This is a genomic window from Azospirillum brasilense (assembly GCF_008365405.1).
Classification (GTDB): domain Bacteria; phylum Pseudomonadota; class Alphaproteobacteria; order Azospirillales; family Azospirillaceae; genus Azospirillum; species Azospirillum brasilense_D.
In genome coordinates, this window is sequence record NZ_QOKV01000026.1 from 14,433 (window position 1) to 26,506 (window position 12,074).

The 12,074-nt window shown below is 66.9% G+C and carries 13 protein-coding genes; 4 read left to right on the forward strand and 9 right to left on the reverse strand.

The genetic code is table 11. The features are described 5' to 3' along the window. Window positions 1-62: 62 nt before the first annotated feature. The 3 genes from DS837_RS27315 to DS837_RS27325 all read right to left on the reverse strand — a co-directional run bounded on the left by DS837_RS27315 (window position 63) and on the right by DS837_RS27325 (window position 2,644). Window positions 63-1,409, reverse strand: coding sequence for a multidrug effflux MFS transporter (locus DS837_RS27315; protein WP_149167606.1), 1,347 nt, complete (start codon window positions 1,407-1,409; stop codon window positions 63-65). Then, window positions 1,406-1,858 (reverse strand): MarR family winged helix-turn-helix transcriptional regulator, encoded by a 453-nt coding sequence (locus DS837_RS27320; RefSeq protein ID WP_247890161.1) that lies wholly within the window; start codon window positions 1,856-1,858, stop codon window positions 1,406-1,408. Before DS837_RS27320 ends, DS837_RS27315 begins: the two co-directional genes overlap by 4 nt. 390 nt (window positions 1,859-2,248) lie before the next feature. After that, window positions 2,249-2,644 carry a hypothetical protein gene (locus DS837_RS27325; RefSeq protein WP_149167607.1) on the reverse strand — a complete coding sequence of 132 codons (396 nt, stop codon included), beginning with the start codon at window positions 2,642-2,644 and terminating at the stop codon, window positions 2,249-2,251. Between the two features lie 232 nt (window positions 2,645-2,876). Here DS837_RS27325 and DS837_RS27330 point away from each other — a divergent pair, with 232 nt between their 5' ends. After that, window positions 2,877-4,676, forward strand: coding sequence for a PHA/PHB synthase family protein (locus DS837_RS27330; protein ID WP_149167608.1), 1,800 nt, complete (start codon window positions 2,877-2,879; stop codon window positions 4,674-4,676). A 198-nt stretch (window positions 4,677-4,874) separates the two neighbouring features. Here DS837_RS27330 and DS837_RS27335 read toward each other — a convergent pair whose 3' ends face one another. From DS837_RS27335 to DS837_RS27360, 6 genes are all read right to left on the reverse strand, one after another. Then, on the reverse strand, window positions 4,875-5,462 hold the full coding sequence (locus DS837_RS27335; protein WP_149167609.1) for an OmpA family protein: 588 nt from the start codon (window positions 5,460-5,462) through the stop codon (window positions 4,875-4,877). 213 nt (window positions 5,463-5,675) lie between these two features. Continuing rightward, the gene (locus DS837_RS27340) at window positions 5,676-6,194 is read right to left on the reverse strand and encodes a gamma carbonic anhydrase family protein (RefSeq protein WP_149167610.1); all 519 of its coding nucleotides are present in this window, start codon (window positions 6,192-6,194) and stop codon (window positions 5,676-5,678) included. 20 nt (window positions 6,195-6,214) lie between these two features. Further along, on the reverse strand, window positions 6,215-7,267 hold the full coding sequence (argC, locus tag DS837_RS27345; protein WP_149167611.1) for an N-acetyl-gamma-glutamyl-phosphate reductase: 1,053 nt from the start codon (window positions 7,265-7,267) through the stop codon (window positions 6,215-6,217). A gap of 135 nt (window positions 7,268-7,402) precedes the next feature. Beyond that, entirely contained in the window at window positions 7,403-7,885 is a 483-nt protein-coding gene (gene rpsI, locus DS837_RS27350) for a 30S ribosomal protein S9 (protein ID WP_149167612.1), read from the reverse strand. A gap of 4 nt (window positions 7,886-7,889) precedes the next feature. Beyond that, window positions 7,890-8,354, reverse strand: a complete 465-nt coding sequence (gene rplM / locus DS837_RS27355; protein ID WP_014240247.1) for a 50S ribosomal protein L13 — start codon at window positions 8,352-8,354, stop codon at window positions 7,890-7,892. Between the two features lie 196 nt (window positions 8,355-8,550). Further along, a complete protein-coding gene (locus tag DS837_RS27360; protein ID WP_149167613.1) occupies window positions 8,551-9,021 on the reverse strand; it encodes a PaaI family thioesterase in 471 nt (156 codons plus the stop codon). Between the two features lie 259 nt (window positions 9,022-9,280). Here DS837_RS27360 and DS837_RS27365 point away from each other — a divergent pair, with 259 nt between their 5' ends. Genes DS837_RS27365 through DS837_RS27375 form a run of 3 tightly spaced genes read left to right on the forward strand, consistent with a single transcriptional unit; the run spans window position 9,281 to window position 11,922 of the window. Then, window positions 9,281-10,099: an enoyl-CoA hydratase gene (locus tag DS837_RS27365; protein ID WP_149167614.1), complete on the forward strand. Its 819-nt coding sequence runs from the start codon at window positions 9,281-9,283 to the stop codon at window positions 10,097-10,099. Then, entirely contained in the window at window positions 10,096-10,614 is a 519-nt protein-coding gene (locus DS837_RS27370; RefSeq protein WP_149167615.1) for a CoA-binding protein, read from the forward strand. Before DS837_RS27365 ends, DS837_RS27370 begins: the two co-directional genes overlap by 4 nt. A gap of 18 nt (window positions 10,615-10,632) precedes the next feature. Next, on the forward strand, window positions 10,633-11,922 hold the full coding sequence (locus DS837_RS27375; RefSeq protein WP_149167616.1) for an O-acetylhomoserine aminocarboxypropyltransferase: 1,290 nt from the start codon (window positions 10,633-10,635) through the stop codon (window positions 11,920-11,922). Window positions 11,923-12,074: the final 152 nt, after the last annotated feature.

The window sequence follows — 12,074 nt, forward strand, 5'->3', positions numbered from 1 at the left end:
AAAATTCGCGTCCGGCCGCATTCCTGCGCTGCCTGAGGCATCCCGGACGCCGAAGCCCGTCTTCAGCCTCCCTTGCGGCCGGATGTCCGACGCTGGTGCAGCGCTTCCTCGATCTCCTCCCCGCCGGCGCCGACCAGGGCGACGGGGTCCACGGCGACCTCCAGATCCTCCGGTCGGGCGGGCTCGGCCGGGTGGCCGCGCCGGGACGCCGCGACGCGCAGCAGTGCGTAGGACAGCAGCGACAGAAGGGCGAAGCCCGGCATGATGGCCGTCGTCGCGGTGTAGGGATCGGCGAACAGCGCGGCCATCGCGGTGCCGGCCAGCCCGCCGCCGATCTGCATGAAACCGATCAGCGCCGAGGCCGCTCCCGCCATCCGGGGGAAGCCGGCCAGGGCGTCGCTGGTCGCCCCGGGCATGACCAGGGCGATGCCGAAGGCCCAGACGGCGGTCGGACCCATCACGCTCGCCACGGTCGGTTCGCCGGTCAGGGGCGCCAGGGCGAAGCCGAGCCCGCCCACCGCCACGCAGGCCAGCCCGTAGGGGATCAACCGCATCGCGTCCACCCGGCGCAGCAATCGCCCCGCCAGCGTCGCCCCCAGCGTGTAGGAGCCGGTCTGCAGCAGCATGGCGAAGCCGAAGACGGTCGGGCTCAGCCCCACCCGCTCGATCATCACGAAGGGCAGCAGCGCCGCCATGGTGTAGAGGCCGCCTAGCGTCAGGCCCAGAACCAGCCCCGCCCGCATGAAGCGCCGGTCGGTCAGCAGGGTCCGGTAGTTGCGGATCACCGGGCCGGGCCGGGCCGCCGAGCGGTCGCGCGTCCGGTTGGTCTCCGCCGTGCCCAGCGCGAAGACGGTCAGCACGGCGAGGCCGTAGAGCGTCATCACCACGAAGATGGCGTGCCAGCCCACCGTGCCCAGGATCACCCCGCCCAGCGTCGGCGCCACCGCCGGCACCACGGCCAGCATCAACCCGATCAGATTCAGGATGCGCGCCGACCGCTGGCCGGTGAACTGGTCGCGCACGATGGCCCGGGAAATGGCGATGCCCGCCGCCGCCCCGATGCCCTGCAGGGCCCGCCCGACCAGAAGCCATTCGATGCTGCCCGACAGGGCCGCCACCACGCTGCCCAGGACGTAGGTGACGAAGAAGGCCAGAGCGACCGCCCGCCGCCCGTAGGCGTCGGACAGCGGCCCGCAGGCGAGCTGGGAAAAGGCGAAGCCGAAGAAATAGACGGTGAGCGTCAGCTTCAGCGCCGCCGGTGTGGTCTGGAACGCCTCCACCAGCATCGGCAGGGCCGGCGTGTAGAGCGCGAGGCTGAGCGGCCCCAGCGTGACGATCAGCGTCCCGATGACGGCGGTCCGAGTCTCCGTCATGGCGGGCGCGTCGGTTTGCGCGGAGGCGCGGCTCATTGGCCGGCCCCGCCGCGGTCGTCCGCGATCATCCGATTGCGCAGGCGGTCCAGCATGTCCTTGAGCAGGACGATCTCCTCCGCCGAAAGATCGGCCATGGCCGACTCGCGCTCGGTACGGAAGGCCTCCAGGACCTGGAGCGCCAGCGGCTCGGCCTGCGGGGTCGGCTGGACGATTTTGGCGCGGCGGTCCGCCGGGTCCGGCTCGCGGACCACCAGCCCGCGCGCCTCCAGCCGGTCGAGGAAGCCGACCAGGGTCATCGGCTCCACCCACATGTGGGTTGCCAACACCGACTGGCGCGAGCCGGGGTGGCGGCAGACATAAACCAGCGCCCGCGCCTCCCCCGCCGTGAGGCCGAGCCGCGCGTCGTCCAGGGCACGGTCGAACCGCGCGCGCAGAAGCCGCGCGCAGTCGATCAGGATCATACCGAAGGGGGATTCATCAAGCATCCCTTATTGTAAGGGCGCCTTATAATTTCCAGCAACCGCGGTCGGCGCAGGGCGGTCATGCCGCGGTGCCATGGCCGCGCGGCGCCGATCTGCACGGCATCGATCCGCCCAACGTGAATTTCGACCGAGCTGAAGCGAAGCCGACGCGCCAAATAGTCGCAGCATGAAAATCTGTTGCGGACCCGCCGCTGCAAGACGTAGTTTTTTCGCCTTGGCAGCAGCAATGGGTGCTCCGTGGTCCGCGCCACCGCCATCGGAACTGCGCATCGACCGGACGAAAACCGGTGCGTCCCTTTCCTTCAAAGGAACGCCATCAGAGGCCGAAGGACGCTCCGCATAGGTATACTTACGGATTACTGGCAGCGTCAGCCTTTTGCTACACCCCTGCCCTCAATTGGGTTTCCCGGAGGCGGGCTTCCCGGCGCTTGGCTGTCCAGGCGTGATGTTCGGCGGCGGGGGAGCGTCCATGGGGGTCGGCAGCATGTTCCTGGCGGCCTCGCGGTCCTGGGCCAGACGGTCCAGATCCTCCTGGCGCTGCGCTTCGGTCCGCAGGTCGGTCGGGCGCGGCGGAACGGTGCCGAGATTGGGGTATTCCCGGGCCTCGCCGGACATGCCGCGCACCGGCGACTCCTGGCTGGGCACGTCGCGGCCGGTCACGGCGCCGAGCAGCCCGGTGTCGAGCACGCGGTCGCTGCAGGCGGAGAGCCCCAAGACAACCAGGACGGACAGCGCTGGGCCCAACCGGCCCGCCTTCGCCACCACGCCGCGTCGGATACCCGTTTCCATTCTGCGAACCCCACATCCGAACCCATCCGGCCGCTTGAACGGTGGTGGGCGAAATGAAATCTTCATACGAGAGGTGTATGACGGACCCCGGCTCGAACGGACATGGCATAAGCTGTCCGGGATGCCAGGACCGGAACGCACTCCGACCGAACAGACTTCCGGCAGGCACTGTATAAACCGCACAACGTCCCTCCTGAAGCCTAAACTCGCCTAAAGAAGAAGGACCGCACCAATGGCCGAAAACCAGGCCCCTGACGTCAAGCTTCCCGACCCGGTGGAGATGTCGCGGGCGATGACCCGCATCGCCGAGCAGAGCCAGCGGCTGGTCACCGACTTCCTGTCCCGTCAGGCCTCGGACGGCGTCGGCGCGAAGAACCCCGACCCGATGGGCGTCGGCCATGCGTTCCTGGAAATGACCACGCGCATGATGGCCGACCCGGCCAAGCTGATGAAGGCGCAGATGACGCTGTGGCAGGACTACCTGACCCTGTGGCAGCGCACCACCCAGCGCTTCTTCGGCCAGGAGGCCCAGCCGGTCATCGCCCCGGCGAAGGACGACCGCCGCTTCAAGGATTCGGCCTGGGACGAGAACACCCTCTTCGACTTCATCAAGCAGTCCTACCTGCTGTCGGCCCGGTGGATGCAGTCGACGGTCAGCGAGGTCGATGGGCTGGACGACCACACGGCCAAGAAGGTCGACTTCTACACCCGCCAGTTCGTCGACGCGATGGCGCCCTCCAACTTCGTCATGACGAACCCGGAGGTGCTGCGCACGACCATCGAGACGGGCGGTGAGAATCTCGTCAAGGGCCTAGAGCACCTGCTGAAGGACCTGGAGCGCGGCAAGGGCGAGCTGCGCATCTCCATGACCGACTACGACGCCTTCCAGGTCGGCAAGAACATCGCCGTCACGCCGGGCAAGGTCGTCTTCCAGACCGATCTGATGCAGCTCATCCAGTACACCCCGACCACGCCGGACGTGAACAAGCGGCCGCTGATGATCGTGCCGCCCTGGATCAACAAGTACTACATCCTGGACCTGCGCGAGAAGAACAGCTTCATCAAATGGGCGGTGGACCAGGGCCACACCGTCTTCATCCTGTCCTGGGTGAACCCGGATGAGAAGCTGGCCCAGAAGGGCTTCGAGGACTACATGTTCGAAGGCGTTCTGGCCGCGCTGGACGCCATCGAGAAGGTGACCGGCGAGAAGGACGTGAACGCCATCGGCTATTGCCTGGGCGGCACGCTGCTGGCCTCGACGCTGTCCTACATGGCGGCCAAGAAGGACGACCGCATCAAGTCGGCCACCTTCTTCACCACCATGCTGGACTTCACGGAAGCCGGCGAGCTGTCGGTCTTCATCGACGAGGAGCAGCTCACCATGATCGAGAGCCAGATGGCCCAGCAGGGCTACCTGGACGGCTCGAAAATGGCGACCACCTTCAACATGCTGCGCGCCAACGACCTGATCTGGTCGTTCGTCGTGAACAACTACCTGCTCGGCAAGGACCCGTTCCCGTTCGACCTGCTCTATTGGAACAGCGATTCGACCCGCATGCCGGCGGCAATGCACAGCTTCTACCTGCGCAACATGTACCAGAAGAACCTTCTGGCGCAGCCGGGCGCGGTGTCGCTGGGCGGCGTGCCGATCGACCTGCGCAACGTGAAGACCCCGTCCTTCTTCCTGTCGGCCCGCGAGGACCACATCGCGCCGTGGAAGTCCACCTACATGGGCGCCCACCTCTTCTCCGGCCCGGTGAAGTTCGTGCTGGCCGCTTCCGGCCACATCGCCGGCGTGGTGAACCCGCCGGCCGCCGGCAAGTACTGCTACTGGACCAACGCCAAGCTGCCGAAGGCCTCGGACGACTGGCTGGCGTCGTCGGAGCAGACCCCCGGCTCCTGGTGGCCGGAGTGGAACAACTGGGTCTCCACCTTCTCTGAAGGCAAGGTCCCGGCGCGCGATCCGGAAAAGGGCGGCCTGCCCGCTTTGGAAGACGCTCCCGGCTCCTACGCCAAGGTGCGCATCGTCTGAGGACCCGCGTCCGGAGGGCTGTCCACCGCCCTCCGGATGGCCAAAACCGTCGACGCGACGGAATCAAGGAAACGGTCCATAAGAAAAGGCCCCGGACAATTTTGTCCGGGGCCTTTTCCTTTATCCGGCGAATTCCTTCATCGGGCAAAAGCCCCAGACCGAAGTCCGGGGCTCGTGTCCCGACGGGGAACCTGCGCCTTACGACGACGGGGCGTTCGCACCGCGCGGCAGGATCTGCGCACGACGGTTGGACGGCTCGCGGACGTTCGGGCCGGTCTGCACCAGGAGCTGGCTCTCGCCCTTGCCCTCGGTGGTGATGGCGCCGGCGCCGATGCCCTTGGAGACGAGGGCCTGCTTCACCGCCTCGGCGCGACGCACCGACAGACGCTGGTTGTAGGCCGGCGAACCCGAGGTGTCGGTGTGGCCGACGACATGGACGCGGGCGTTGGCGCCCTTGCCGATGGCGGCGGCCGCATCGCCGATCACGCGATCGGCGGCCGGGGTGACGTTGGCCTTATCCCAGTCGAAGAAGACCAGGTATTCGGTCTGGGCGCGGGCGGCCGGGGCCGGAGCAACCGCCGGAGCGGCGGCCGGCGGGCACTTGTAGCTGCCCTGGTGGGTGGCGTAGCCGCCATCCGCCGTGCGGACCGGGGTGTTGTTCCAGCCGATGACCGGGTTGCACCACTCGGCGGTGTCGGCGCTCTGGGCCTGAGCCCCGGCGGTCAGGCCGAAAGCGACGACGGCGGCCGGCACGACGGCCATGGTAGCGCGGAAGAAGCTGTTCATTTCTCCACTCCCTTAGAGACACACTCCCTACCGCTTGGTTCGCGGAGGACGAATCGCACAAACGATAGGACATATCGCGTGCATGTAACGTGACAAAACGCGAAACATGTGGGGTTTGTCCACGTTCAAACATACCCTCCGGAAGTCCTACACGTTTCGTTCCGGTGTCACTGTTGCTAGTATGCCACAGTGCTGCGAAGCACTAAAGAGGTATTAGCCCTCTCTGTAGATTTGGGCAAGCCGCACGTAGTTTCGGACGTTTACCGGGAAGAAGGAAAGGTCCTTTTCCGTTAGTGCACGCACGGGTCTCGCGGGACTTCCGGCCCAAAGTTGCCCCGCGGCAACACGCTTCCCGGGGGTCACCAGAGCCCCCGCAGCCACCATGGCCCCCGACTCGACATGCGCCCCGTCCATGACGCAGGCCTGCATGCCGATGAAGCAACCATCCTCCAGCGTGCAGGCGTGCAGCAGGGCCATGTGGCCGATCGACACGTCGTCGCCGATGTAGGTCCCCTGCCCCGCCGACGCGACATGGACGACGGTGCCGTCCTGGATGTTGGTGCGGGCACCGATGCGGATCTCGTTCACGTCGCCGCGGATGGTGCAGCCAAACCAGACGCTGCTGCCCGGCCCGATCTCGACGTCGCCGATGACCGAGGCCGTCGGCGCCACATAGACGCTCGGGTCGATCTTCGGATGAGTGCCCTGAAAGGGCAGGATCAGGCCGGACATCGCGGGGGTTCCTTCTCCGGTCACGGGAACAGCGGGGCCTGCTCCAGGCCGGTCGTCTCGCCCAGGCCGAACATCACGTTCATGTTCTGGATGGCCTGGCCGGAGGCGCCCTTCACCAGATTGTCGATGACCGAAACGATGATGGCGCCGCGCGGGGTGCGGTCGGGGAAGACGCCGATCAGCGCCTGGTTGGACGCGCGTACGTGGCGGGTCGCCGGGGCGGTGCCCGCCGCCGTGACGTTCACGAAGGGCTCCGATTCGTAGCGTGCGGTCAGCGTGGCGCGCAGGTCGTCGGCAGTGACACCGTCGGCCATGCGCACGTAGATCGTCGCCATCATGCCGCGGTTCATCGGGACGAGGTGCGGCGTGAAGCTGACGGTCACCGGGCGCCCGGCGGCGAGCCGCAGCTCCTGCTCGATCTCCGGCATGTGGCGGTGGTGGCCGACGCCGTAGGCGTTGAAGCCCTCCGACACCTCGGTGAAGAGGTTCTGCTGCTTGGCGTCGCGCCCGGCGCCGGACACGCCCGACTTGGCGTCGATCACGATGCCGCCCGGCTCGATCATCTCGTCCATCAGCAGCGGCAGCAGCGGCAGCAGCGAGCAGGTGGGGTAGCAGCCGGGGTTGGCGACCACGCGCGCCTTGCGCACGCCCTGCCGGTTGAACTCGGTCAGGCCGTAGGCGACCTCCTTCTGAAGTTCCACGGCGCGGTGCTCATGCCCGTACCAGGTGGCGTATTCGGCGGGGTCGGACAGGCGGAAGTCGGCGGACAGGTCCACCACCTTGATGTGGCGCGGCAGGCCGGCGATGACCTCCTGCGTGGTGCCGTGCGGCAGGGCGCAGAAGACGGCGTCCAGCTTGTCCCAGGCGACCTCCTCGATCTTCACGAGGCCGGGCAGGTTGAACTGGCCCAGATGCGGGAACACCTCCGCCATCGGCTTCCCCGCCTGTCGCTCGGCCGTCAGCGCGCAGATCTCCACGCCGGGATGGCGCAGAAGCATGCGCACCAGCTCGGCGCCGGTGTAACCGGACGCGCCAAGAATGCCGACGCGGATGGGGGAAGTGCTGTTGGCCATGGACGCTGTTCCTTTTGACGCACGGGGATGGGCACGGAACGGTGGAGAGACGTGAAACAGAATTGAAACAAGAAAGGGGCGCCCCGTCGGGACGCCCCTCGCTTGTACAGCAGTAACGCGGGTCCGCGGTAGGCTTTAGCGCTTCGAGAACTGGAAGCTGCGGCGGGCCTTGGCCTTGCCGTACTTCTTACGCTCGACGACGCGGGCGTCGCGGGTCAGGAAGCCGGCGGCCTTCAGCGGCGGACGGAGCGCCGGCTCGAAGTAGGTCAGCGCCTTGGAGATGCCGTGACGGACCGCACCGGCCTGGCCGGACAGACCGCCGCCGGCCACAGTGACCATCACGTCGAACTGGTCGGCGCGGTCGGTGATGCCGAAGGGCTGGGCGATCATCATGCGCAGCACCGGGCGGGCGAAATAGACTTCCTGGTCGCGGCCGTTGATGACGACCTTGCCGGAGCCCGGCTTGATCCACACGCGGGCGACGGCGTCCTTGCGCTTGCCGGTGGCATAGGCGCGGCCCTGGGCGTCCAGCTTCGGGGCGACCACTTCGGCGGAAGCGGCGGCCGGAGCGGCGGCGATGTCCTTCAGGCCGGAAAGGGTGGTGGTAACCTGAGCCATTGGATTACGCGCTCCGCTTATTCTTCGGGTTCATGGCCGCAACGTCGAGAGCGACCGGCTGCTGCGCCTCGTGCGGGTGGGCGGCGCCCTTGTAGACCTTCAGGTGGGTCATCACCTTGCGGCCGAGCGGACCGCGCGGAACCATGCGCTCCACGGCCTTCTCGATCACGCGCTCCGGGTACTTGCCGTCCAGGATCTGGCCCTTGGAACGGCCCTTGATGCCGCCCGGATAACCGGTGTGCCAGTAGAAGATGTCGTCCTGGCGCTTGTTGCCGGTCAGCTTGACCTTCTCCGCGTTGATCACGACGACGTGGTCGCCGCAATCCATGTGCGGGGTGAAGGTCGGCTTGTTCTTGCCGCGCAGGATGTTCGCCAGGATGCTGGCAAGCCGGCCGAGAACGAGGCCGTCGGCATCGACGACGTACCACTTCTTCTCGATGTCGGTCGGCTTCAGATTGAAGGTCTTCATCGCCACACTCGTTGACTAAACGTGGATCGGCGGGCCACCGAAACTGGACGTTCAATCCCCGGGGCGCCGAAGCGGCCGGTGTTGTACGCAGCCCACGGGGACTCTGTCAACGGAAAAATATCCATTTCATATCAACGATCTATGGTCGCGGTATCATTTTACCGCGAAAGCAAAACCATTGATATTATTGGTGTTTTCAGGCGCTTTCCGGATCATGGTATCCAGATACCGCGAGCGTCACCGGTTCGTGCGGCGGAATCGAATAGGTGCCGGTGGCGTGGGCGACGGGCTCCGGATCGCCTTCGGAGAACAGCAGAACTTCGCCGTAGGCCAGCCGCTTGCCCATCTTCAGGATCCGGCAATCGGCGGTGATGGCGACCGGCGCCGGGCGGCGCAGGAAGTTGATGGTCATGCTGGTGGTCACGGCCAGTTCCACCCGCCCGATCAGGCTGAGCACGGCGGCGTAGAGCGCCACGTCGGCCAGCCCGAACATCGCCGGCCCGGTCACCGTGCCGCCGGGGCGGACGAAGCTGTCGTTGTAGGGCAGCTTCATGCGCACGGTCCCGGCGCCGAGCTGCTCGATGGTGATCCCATAATTGCCGACCAGCGGCACGCCCTCGCGAATCAGGGCTTCCAGTTCCTCGGCGGACACGACCGGCGCGCTCATTCCCTCACCCATGGCTTTTCTTATGGAGACCCGATCATGGCGAACATCGCCCGGCCCGCCAAGTGCATCGCGCCACGATCCATTTCACACAATATAATAGCGCCGACCATCCATAAATCTACAACTACAATCAACAAATGGGTTGAGTTGCCCACCGCGGCATCGTTAGATGAATGGACCACACACCCGGTTCCGTGGCGGCGGCGGTCGGGGTACTGTTCCCGCCAACGATCAAAACATCCGGGAGGAATGGACAGCGATGAACGACACCCCGCCCGCCGCCGGGCCCCTGATTGGCGACGACGCGCCGCTGGTTCTCCGCGAGGACCGCGACGGAGTCGCGACCCTGACGCTGAACCGCCCGCAGGCGCGCAACGCCTTGACCGTCGGGCTGATGGACGCGCTGCAGGCGGAGCTGGACGCCATCCACCAGGACGCCACGGTCCGCGCCGTGGTGCTGGCCGGGGCCGGGCCGGCTTTCTGCGCCGGGCACGACCTCAAGGAGATGCGCGCCAATCCGGATCGCTCGGCCTATGAGTCGCTGTTCGTCCAATGCTCCAAATTGATGCTGACGGTCAGCCGGATCCGCCAGCCGGTGATCGCCAAAGTTCACGGCATCGCCACGGCGGCGGGTTGCCAGCTTGTCGCCACCTGCGACCTCGCCTATTGCGCCGACACGGCGCGATTCGCCACGCCGGGCGTGAACATCGGCCTGTTCTGCTCCACCCCCATGGTGGCGCTGAGCCGCGCCGTGGGGCGCAAGGCGGCCATGGAGATGCTTCTGCTCGGCGACCTGATCGGCGCCGACGAGGCGGCGCGCATCGGCCTTGTCAACCGCGCGGTGCCGGCCGACCGGCTCGACGCCGTGGTGGCTGAGGCCGCCGGCAAGATCGCCGCGAAGTCGCCGCTGACGCTCGCCATCGGCAAGGAGGCCTTCTACCGCCAGATCGAGCTGGGCGTGGAGGAGGCCTACGCCTACGCCGCTCGCGTGATGACCGAGAACATGCTGGCCCGCGACGCCGAGGAGGGCATCGACGCCTTCCTGCAGAAGCGCCCTCCGGTGTGGTGCGGCCAATGAACGGCCCCGCCCCCTCGCACGACGGCTACAGCGATGATTTCATCCGCCAAGTCCTGGATCGGGTGAAGACCATAGCCTTGGTCGGCGCGTCGAACGATCCGGTGAAGGCCAGCTTCATCGTGCTGAAATACCTGCGCGACAAGGGTTATCGCGTCATCCCGATCAACCCGAAACTGGCCGGCCAGACCATCCTCGGCGAGCGGGTCCACGCCAGCCTGTCGGACCTGCCGGAGCCGCCCGACATGGTGGACGTCTTCCGCAACGCCACCGCGGCCGGAGGCGTGACGGACGAGGCCATCGCCATCGGCGCCAAGGTGGTGTGGATGCAGCTCGGCGTCCGCAACGACGAGGCGGCGGCACGCGCCGAGGCGGCGGGGTTGACCGTGATCATGAACCGCTGCCCCAAGATCGAGCTTCAGCGCCTGTTCCACGAGATCGGGCGCATCGGCGTCAACTCCAACATCCTGACATCCAAGAAGGCCGCACCGGCCAAATCCTTCAAGAAACTGATGTAAAAGGCAGAGGAAGCCATCATGAGCGAGCAGAAGTCCTTCGGTTTCGAAACCCGCGCCATCCACGCCGGCGCCGCCCCCGATCCCGCCACCGGCGCGCGCCAGACGCCGATCTACCAGACGACCAGCTTCGTCTTCGACGACGTGGACGACGCGGCCTCGCTGTTCAACCTCCAGAAGGTCGGCTTCATCTATTCCCGCCTGACCAACCCGACTGTGTCGGTGCTGGAGGAGCGGCTCGCCAACCTGGAAGGCGGCGCGGGGGCAACGGCCACCTCGTCCGGCCATGCCGCGCAGCTGCTCGCCCTGTTCCCGCTGATGGAGCCGGGGGACGAGATCGTCGCCTCGCGCAACCTCTACGGCGGCACGCTCAACCAGCTCGGCACCAGCTTCCCGCGCGCCTTCGGCTGGAAGTCCGTTTTCGTGGACACCGACCAGCCGGAGAACGTCCGCGCCGCCATCACCGCGAAGACCAAGGCCATCTTCGTGGAAAGCCTCGCCAACCCCGGCGGCGTGGTCACCGACCTGGAGGCCATCGCCAAGATCGCCGACGAGGCGGGCATCCCGCTGATCGTCGACAACACGCTGGCGACGCCGTACCTGATCAATCCGATCCAGTGGGGCGCCACGCTGGTCGTGCATTCCACGACGAAGTTCCTGTCGGGCAACGGCACCTCGGTCGGCGGCGTGGTCATCGACAGCGGCACCTTCGACTGGGGCAAGTCCGGCAAATTCCCCGCTTTGTCGGAGCCGGACGCCGGCTATCACGGGCTGAAGTTCCAGGAGACCTTCGGCCATCTGGCCTTCACCATCCACGGTCACGCCGTCGGCCTGCGCGACCTCGGGCCGAGCCAGGCGCCGCTGAACGCCTTCCTGACGCTGAACGGCATCGAGACGCTGCCGCTGCGCATGCAGCGCCACAGCGACAGCGCCCTGAAGGTCGCGCAGTTCCTGGAGAGCCACCCGGCGGTGGGCTGGGTCAGCTACGCCGGGCTGGAATCGTCCAAGTACCACGCGCTCGCCAAGAAGTACCTGCCGAAGGGTGCCGGGGCCGTGCTGACCTTCGGCGTCAAGGGCGGCTTCGACGCCGGCGTGAAGGTGGTGGAGAACGTCCAGCTCCTCAGCCACCTCGCCAACATCGGCGACAGCCGGTCGCTGATCATCCATCCCTCCTCGACCACGCACCGCCAGCTGTCGCCGGAAGGTCAGGCCCAGGCGGGCGCCGGTCCGGACGTGCTGCGCCTGTCGATCGGGCTGGAGAGCGTGGAGGACATCATCGCCGACCTCGACCGCGCGCTGTCGGCCGCCTGATGCCGGCTCCCCTCCGCCCGCTGCGGCGTCCGGCCCGGCGGGCGGGGGATACCCCGCAAGAGGTAGATGCGACGCGAAGGGCTGAGCGCTGGCCGTTCCATTGACCTCCGCAGGTCATAGCACCGACCCTGACACGAACAAGGCGGGGAAGC

What these genes read in the sequence shown, in the direction of transcription:
- DS837_RS27315 (WP_149167606.1), bottom strand. Translation starts at nt 1,409, where the DNA reads ATGAGCCGCGCCTCCGCGCAAACCGACGCGCCCGCCATGACGGAGACT.
- DS837_RS27320 (WP_247890161.1), bottom strand. Translation starts at nt 1,858, where the DNA reads ATGCTTGATGAATCCCCCTTCGGTATGATCCTGATCGACTGCGCGCGG.
- DS837_RS27325 (WP_149167607.1), bottom strand. Translation starts at nt 2,644, where the DNA reads ATGGAAACGGGTATCCGACGCGGCGTGGTGGCGAAGGCGGGCCGGTTG.
- DS837_RS27330 (WP_149167608.1), top strand. Translation starts at nt 2,877, where the DNA reads ATGGCCGAAAACCAGGCCCCTGACGTCAAGCTTCCCGACCCGGTGGAG.
- DS837_RS27335 (WP_149167609.1), bottom strand. Translation starts at nt 5,462, where the DNA reads ATGAACAGCTTCTTCCGCGCTACCATGGCCGTCGTGCCGGCCGCCGTC.
- DS837_RS27340 (WP_149167610.1), bottom strand. Translation starts at nt 6,194, where the DNA reads ATGTCCGGCCTGATCCTGCCCTTTCAGGGCACTCATCCGAAGATCGAC.
- argC (WP_149167611.1), bottom strand. Translation starts at nt 7,267, where the DNA reads ATGGCCAACAGCACTTCCCCCATCCGCGTCGGCATTCTTGGCGCGTCC.
- rpsI (WP_149167612.1), bottom strand. Translation starts at nt 7,885, where the DNA reads ATGGCTCAGGTTACCACCACCCTTTCCGGCCTGAAGGACATCGCCGCC.
- rplM (WP_014240247.1), bottom strand. Translation starts at nt 8,354, where the DNA reads ATGAAGACCTTCAATCTGAAGCCGACCGACATCGAGAAGAAGTGGTAC.
- DS837_RS27360 (WP_149167613.1), bottom strand. Translation starts at nt 9,021, where the DNA reads ATGAGCGCGCCGGTCGTGTCCGCCGAGGAACTGGAAGCCCTGATTCGC.
- DS837_RS27365 (WP_149167614.1), top strand. Translation starts at nt 9,281, where the DNA reads ATGAACGACACCCCGCCCGCCGCCGGGCCCCTGATTGGCGACGACGCG.
- DS837_RS27370 (WP_149167615.1), top strand. Translation starts at nt 10,096, where the DNA reads ATGAACGGCCCCGCCCCCTCGCACGACGGCTACAGCGATGATTTCATC.
- DS837_RS27375 (WP_149167616.1), top strand. Translation starts at nt 10,633, where the DNA reads ATGAGCGAGCAGAAGTCCTTCGGTTTCGAAACCCGCGCCATCCACGCC.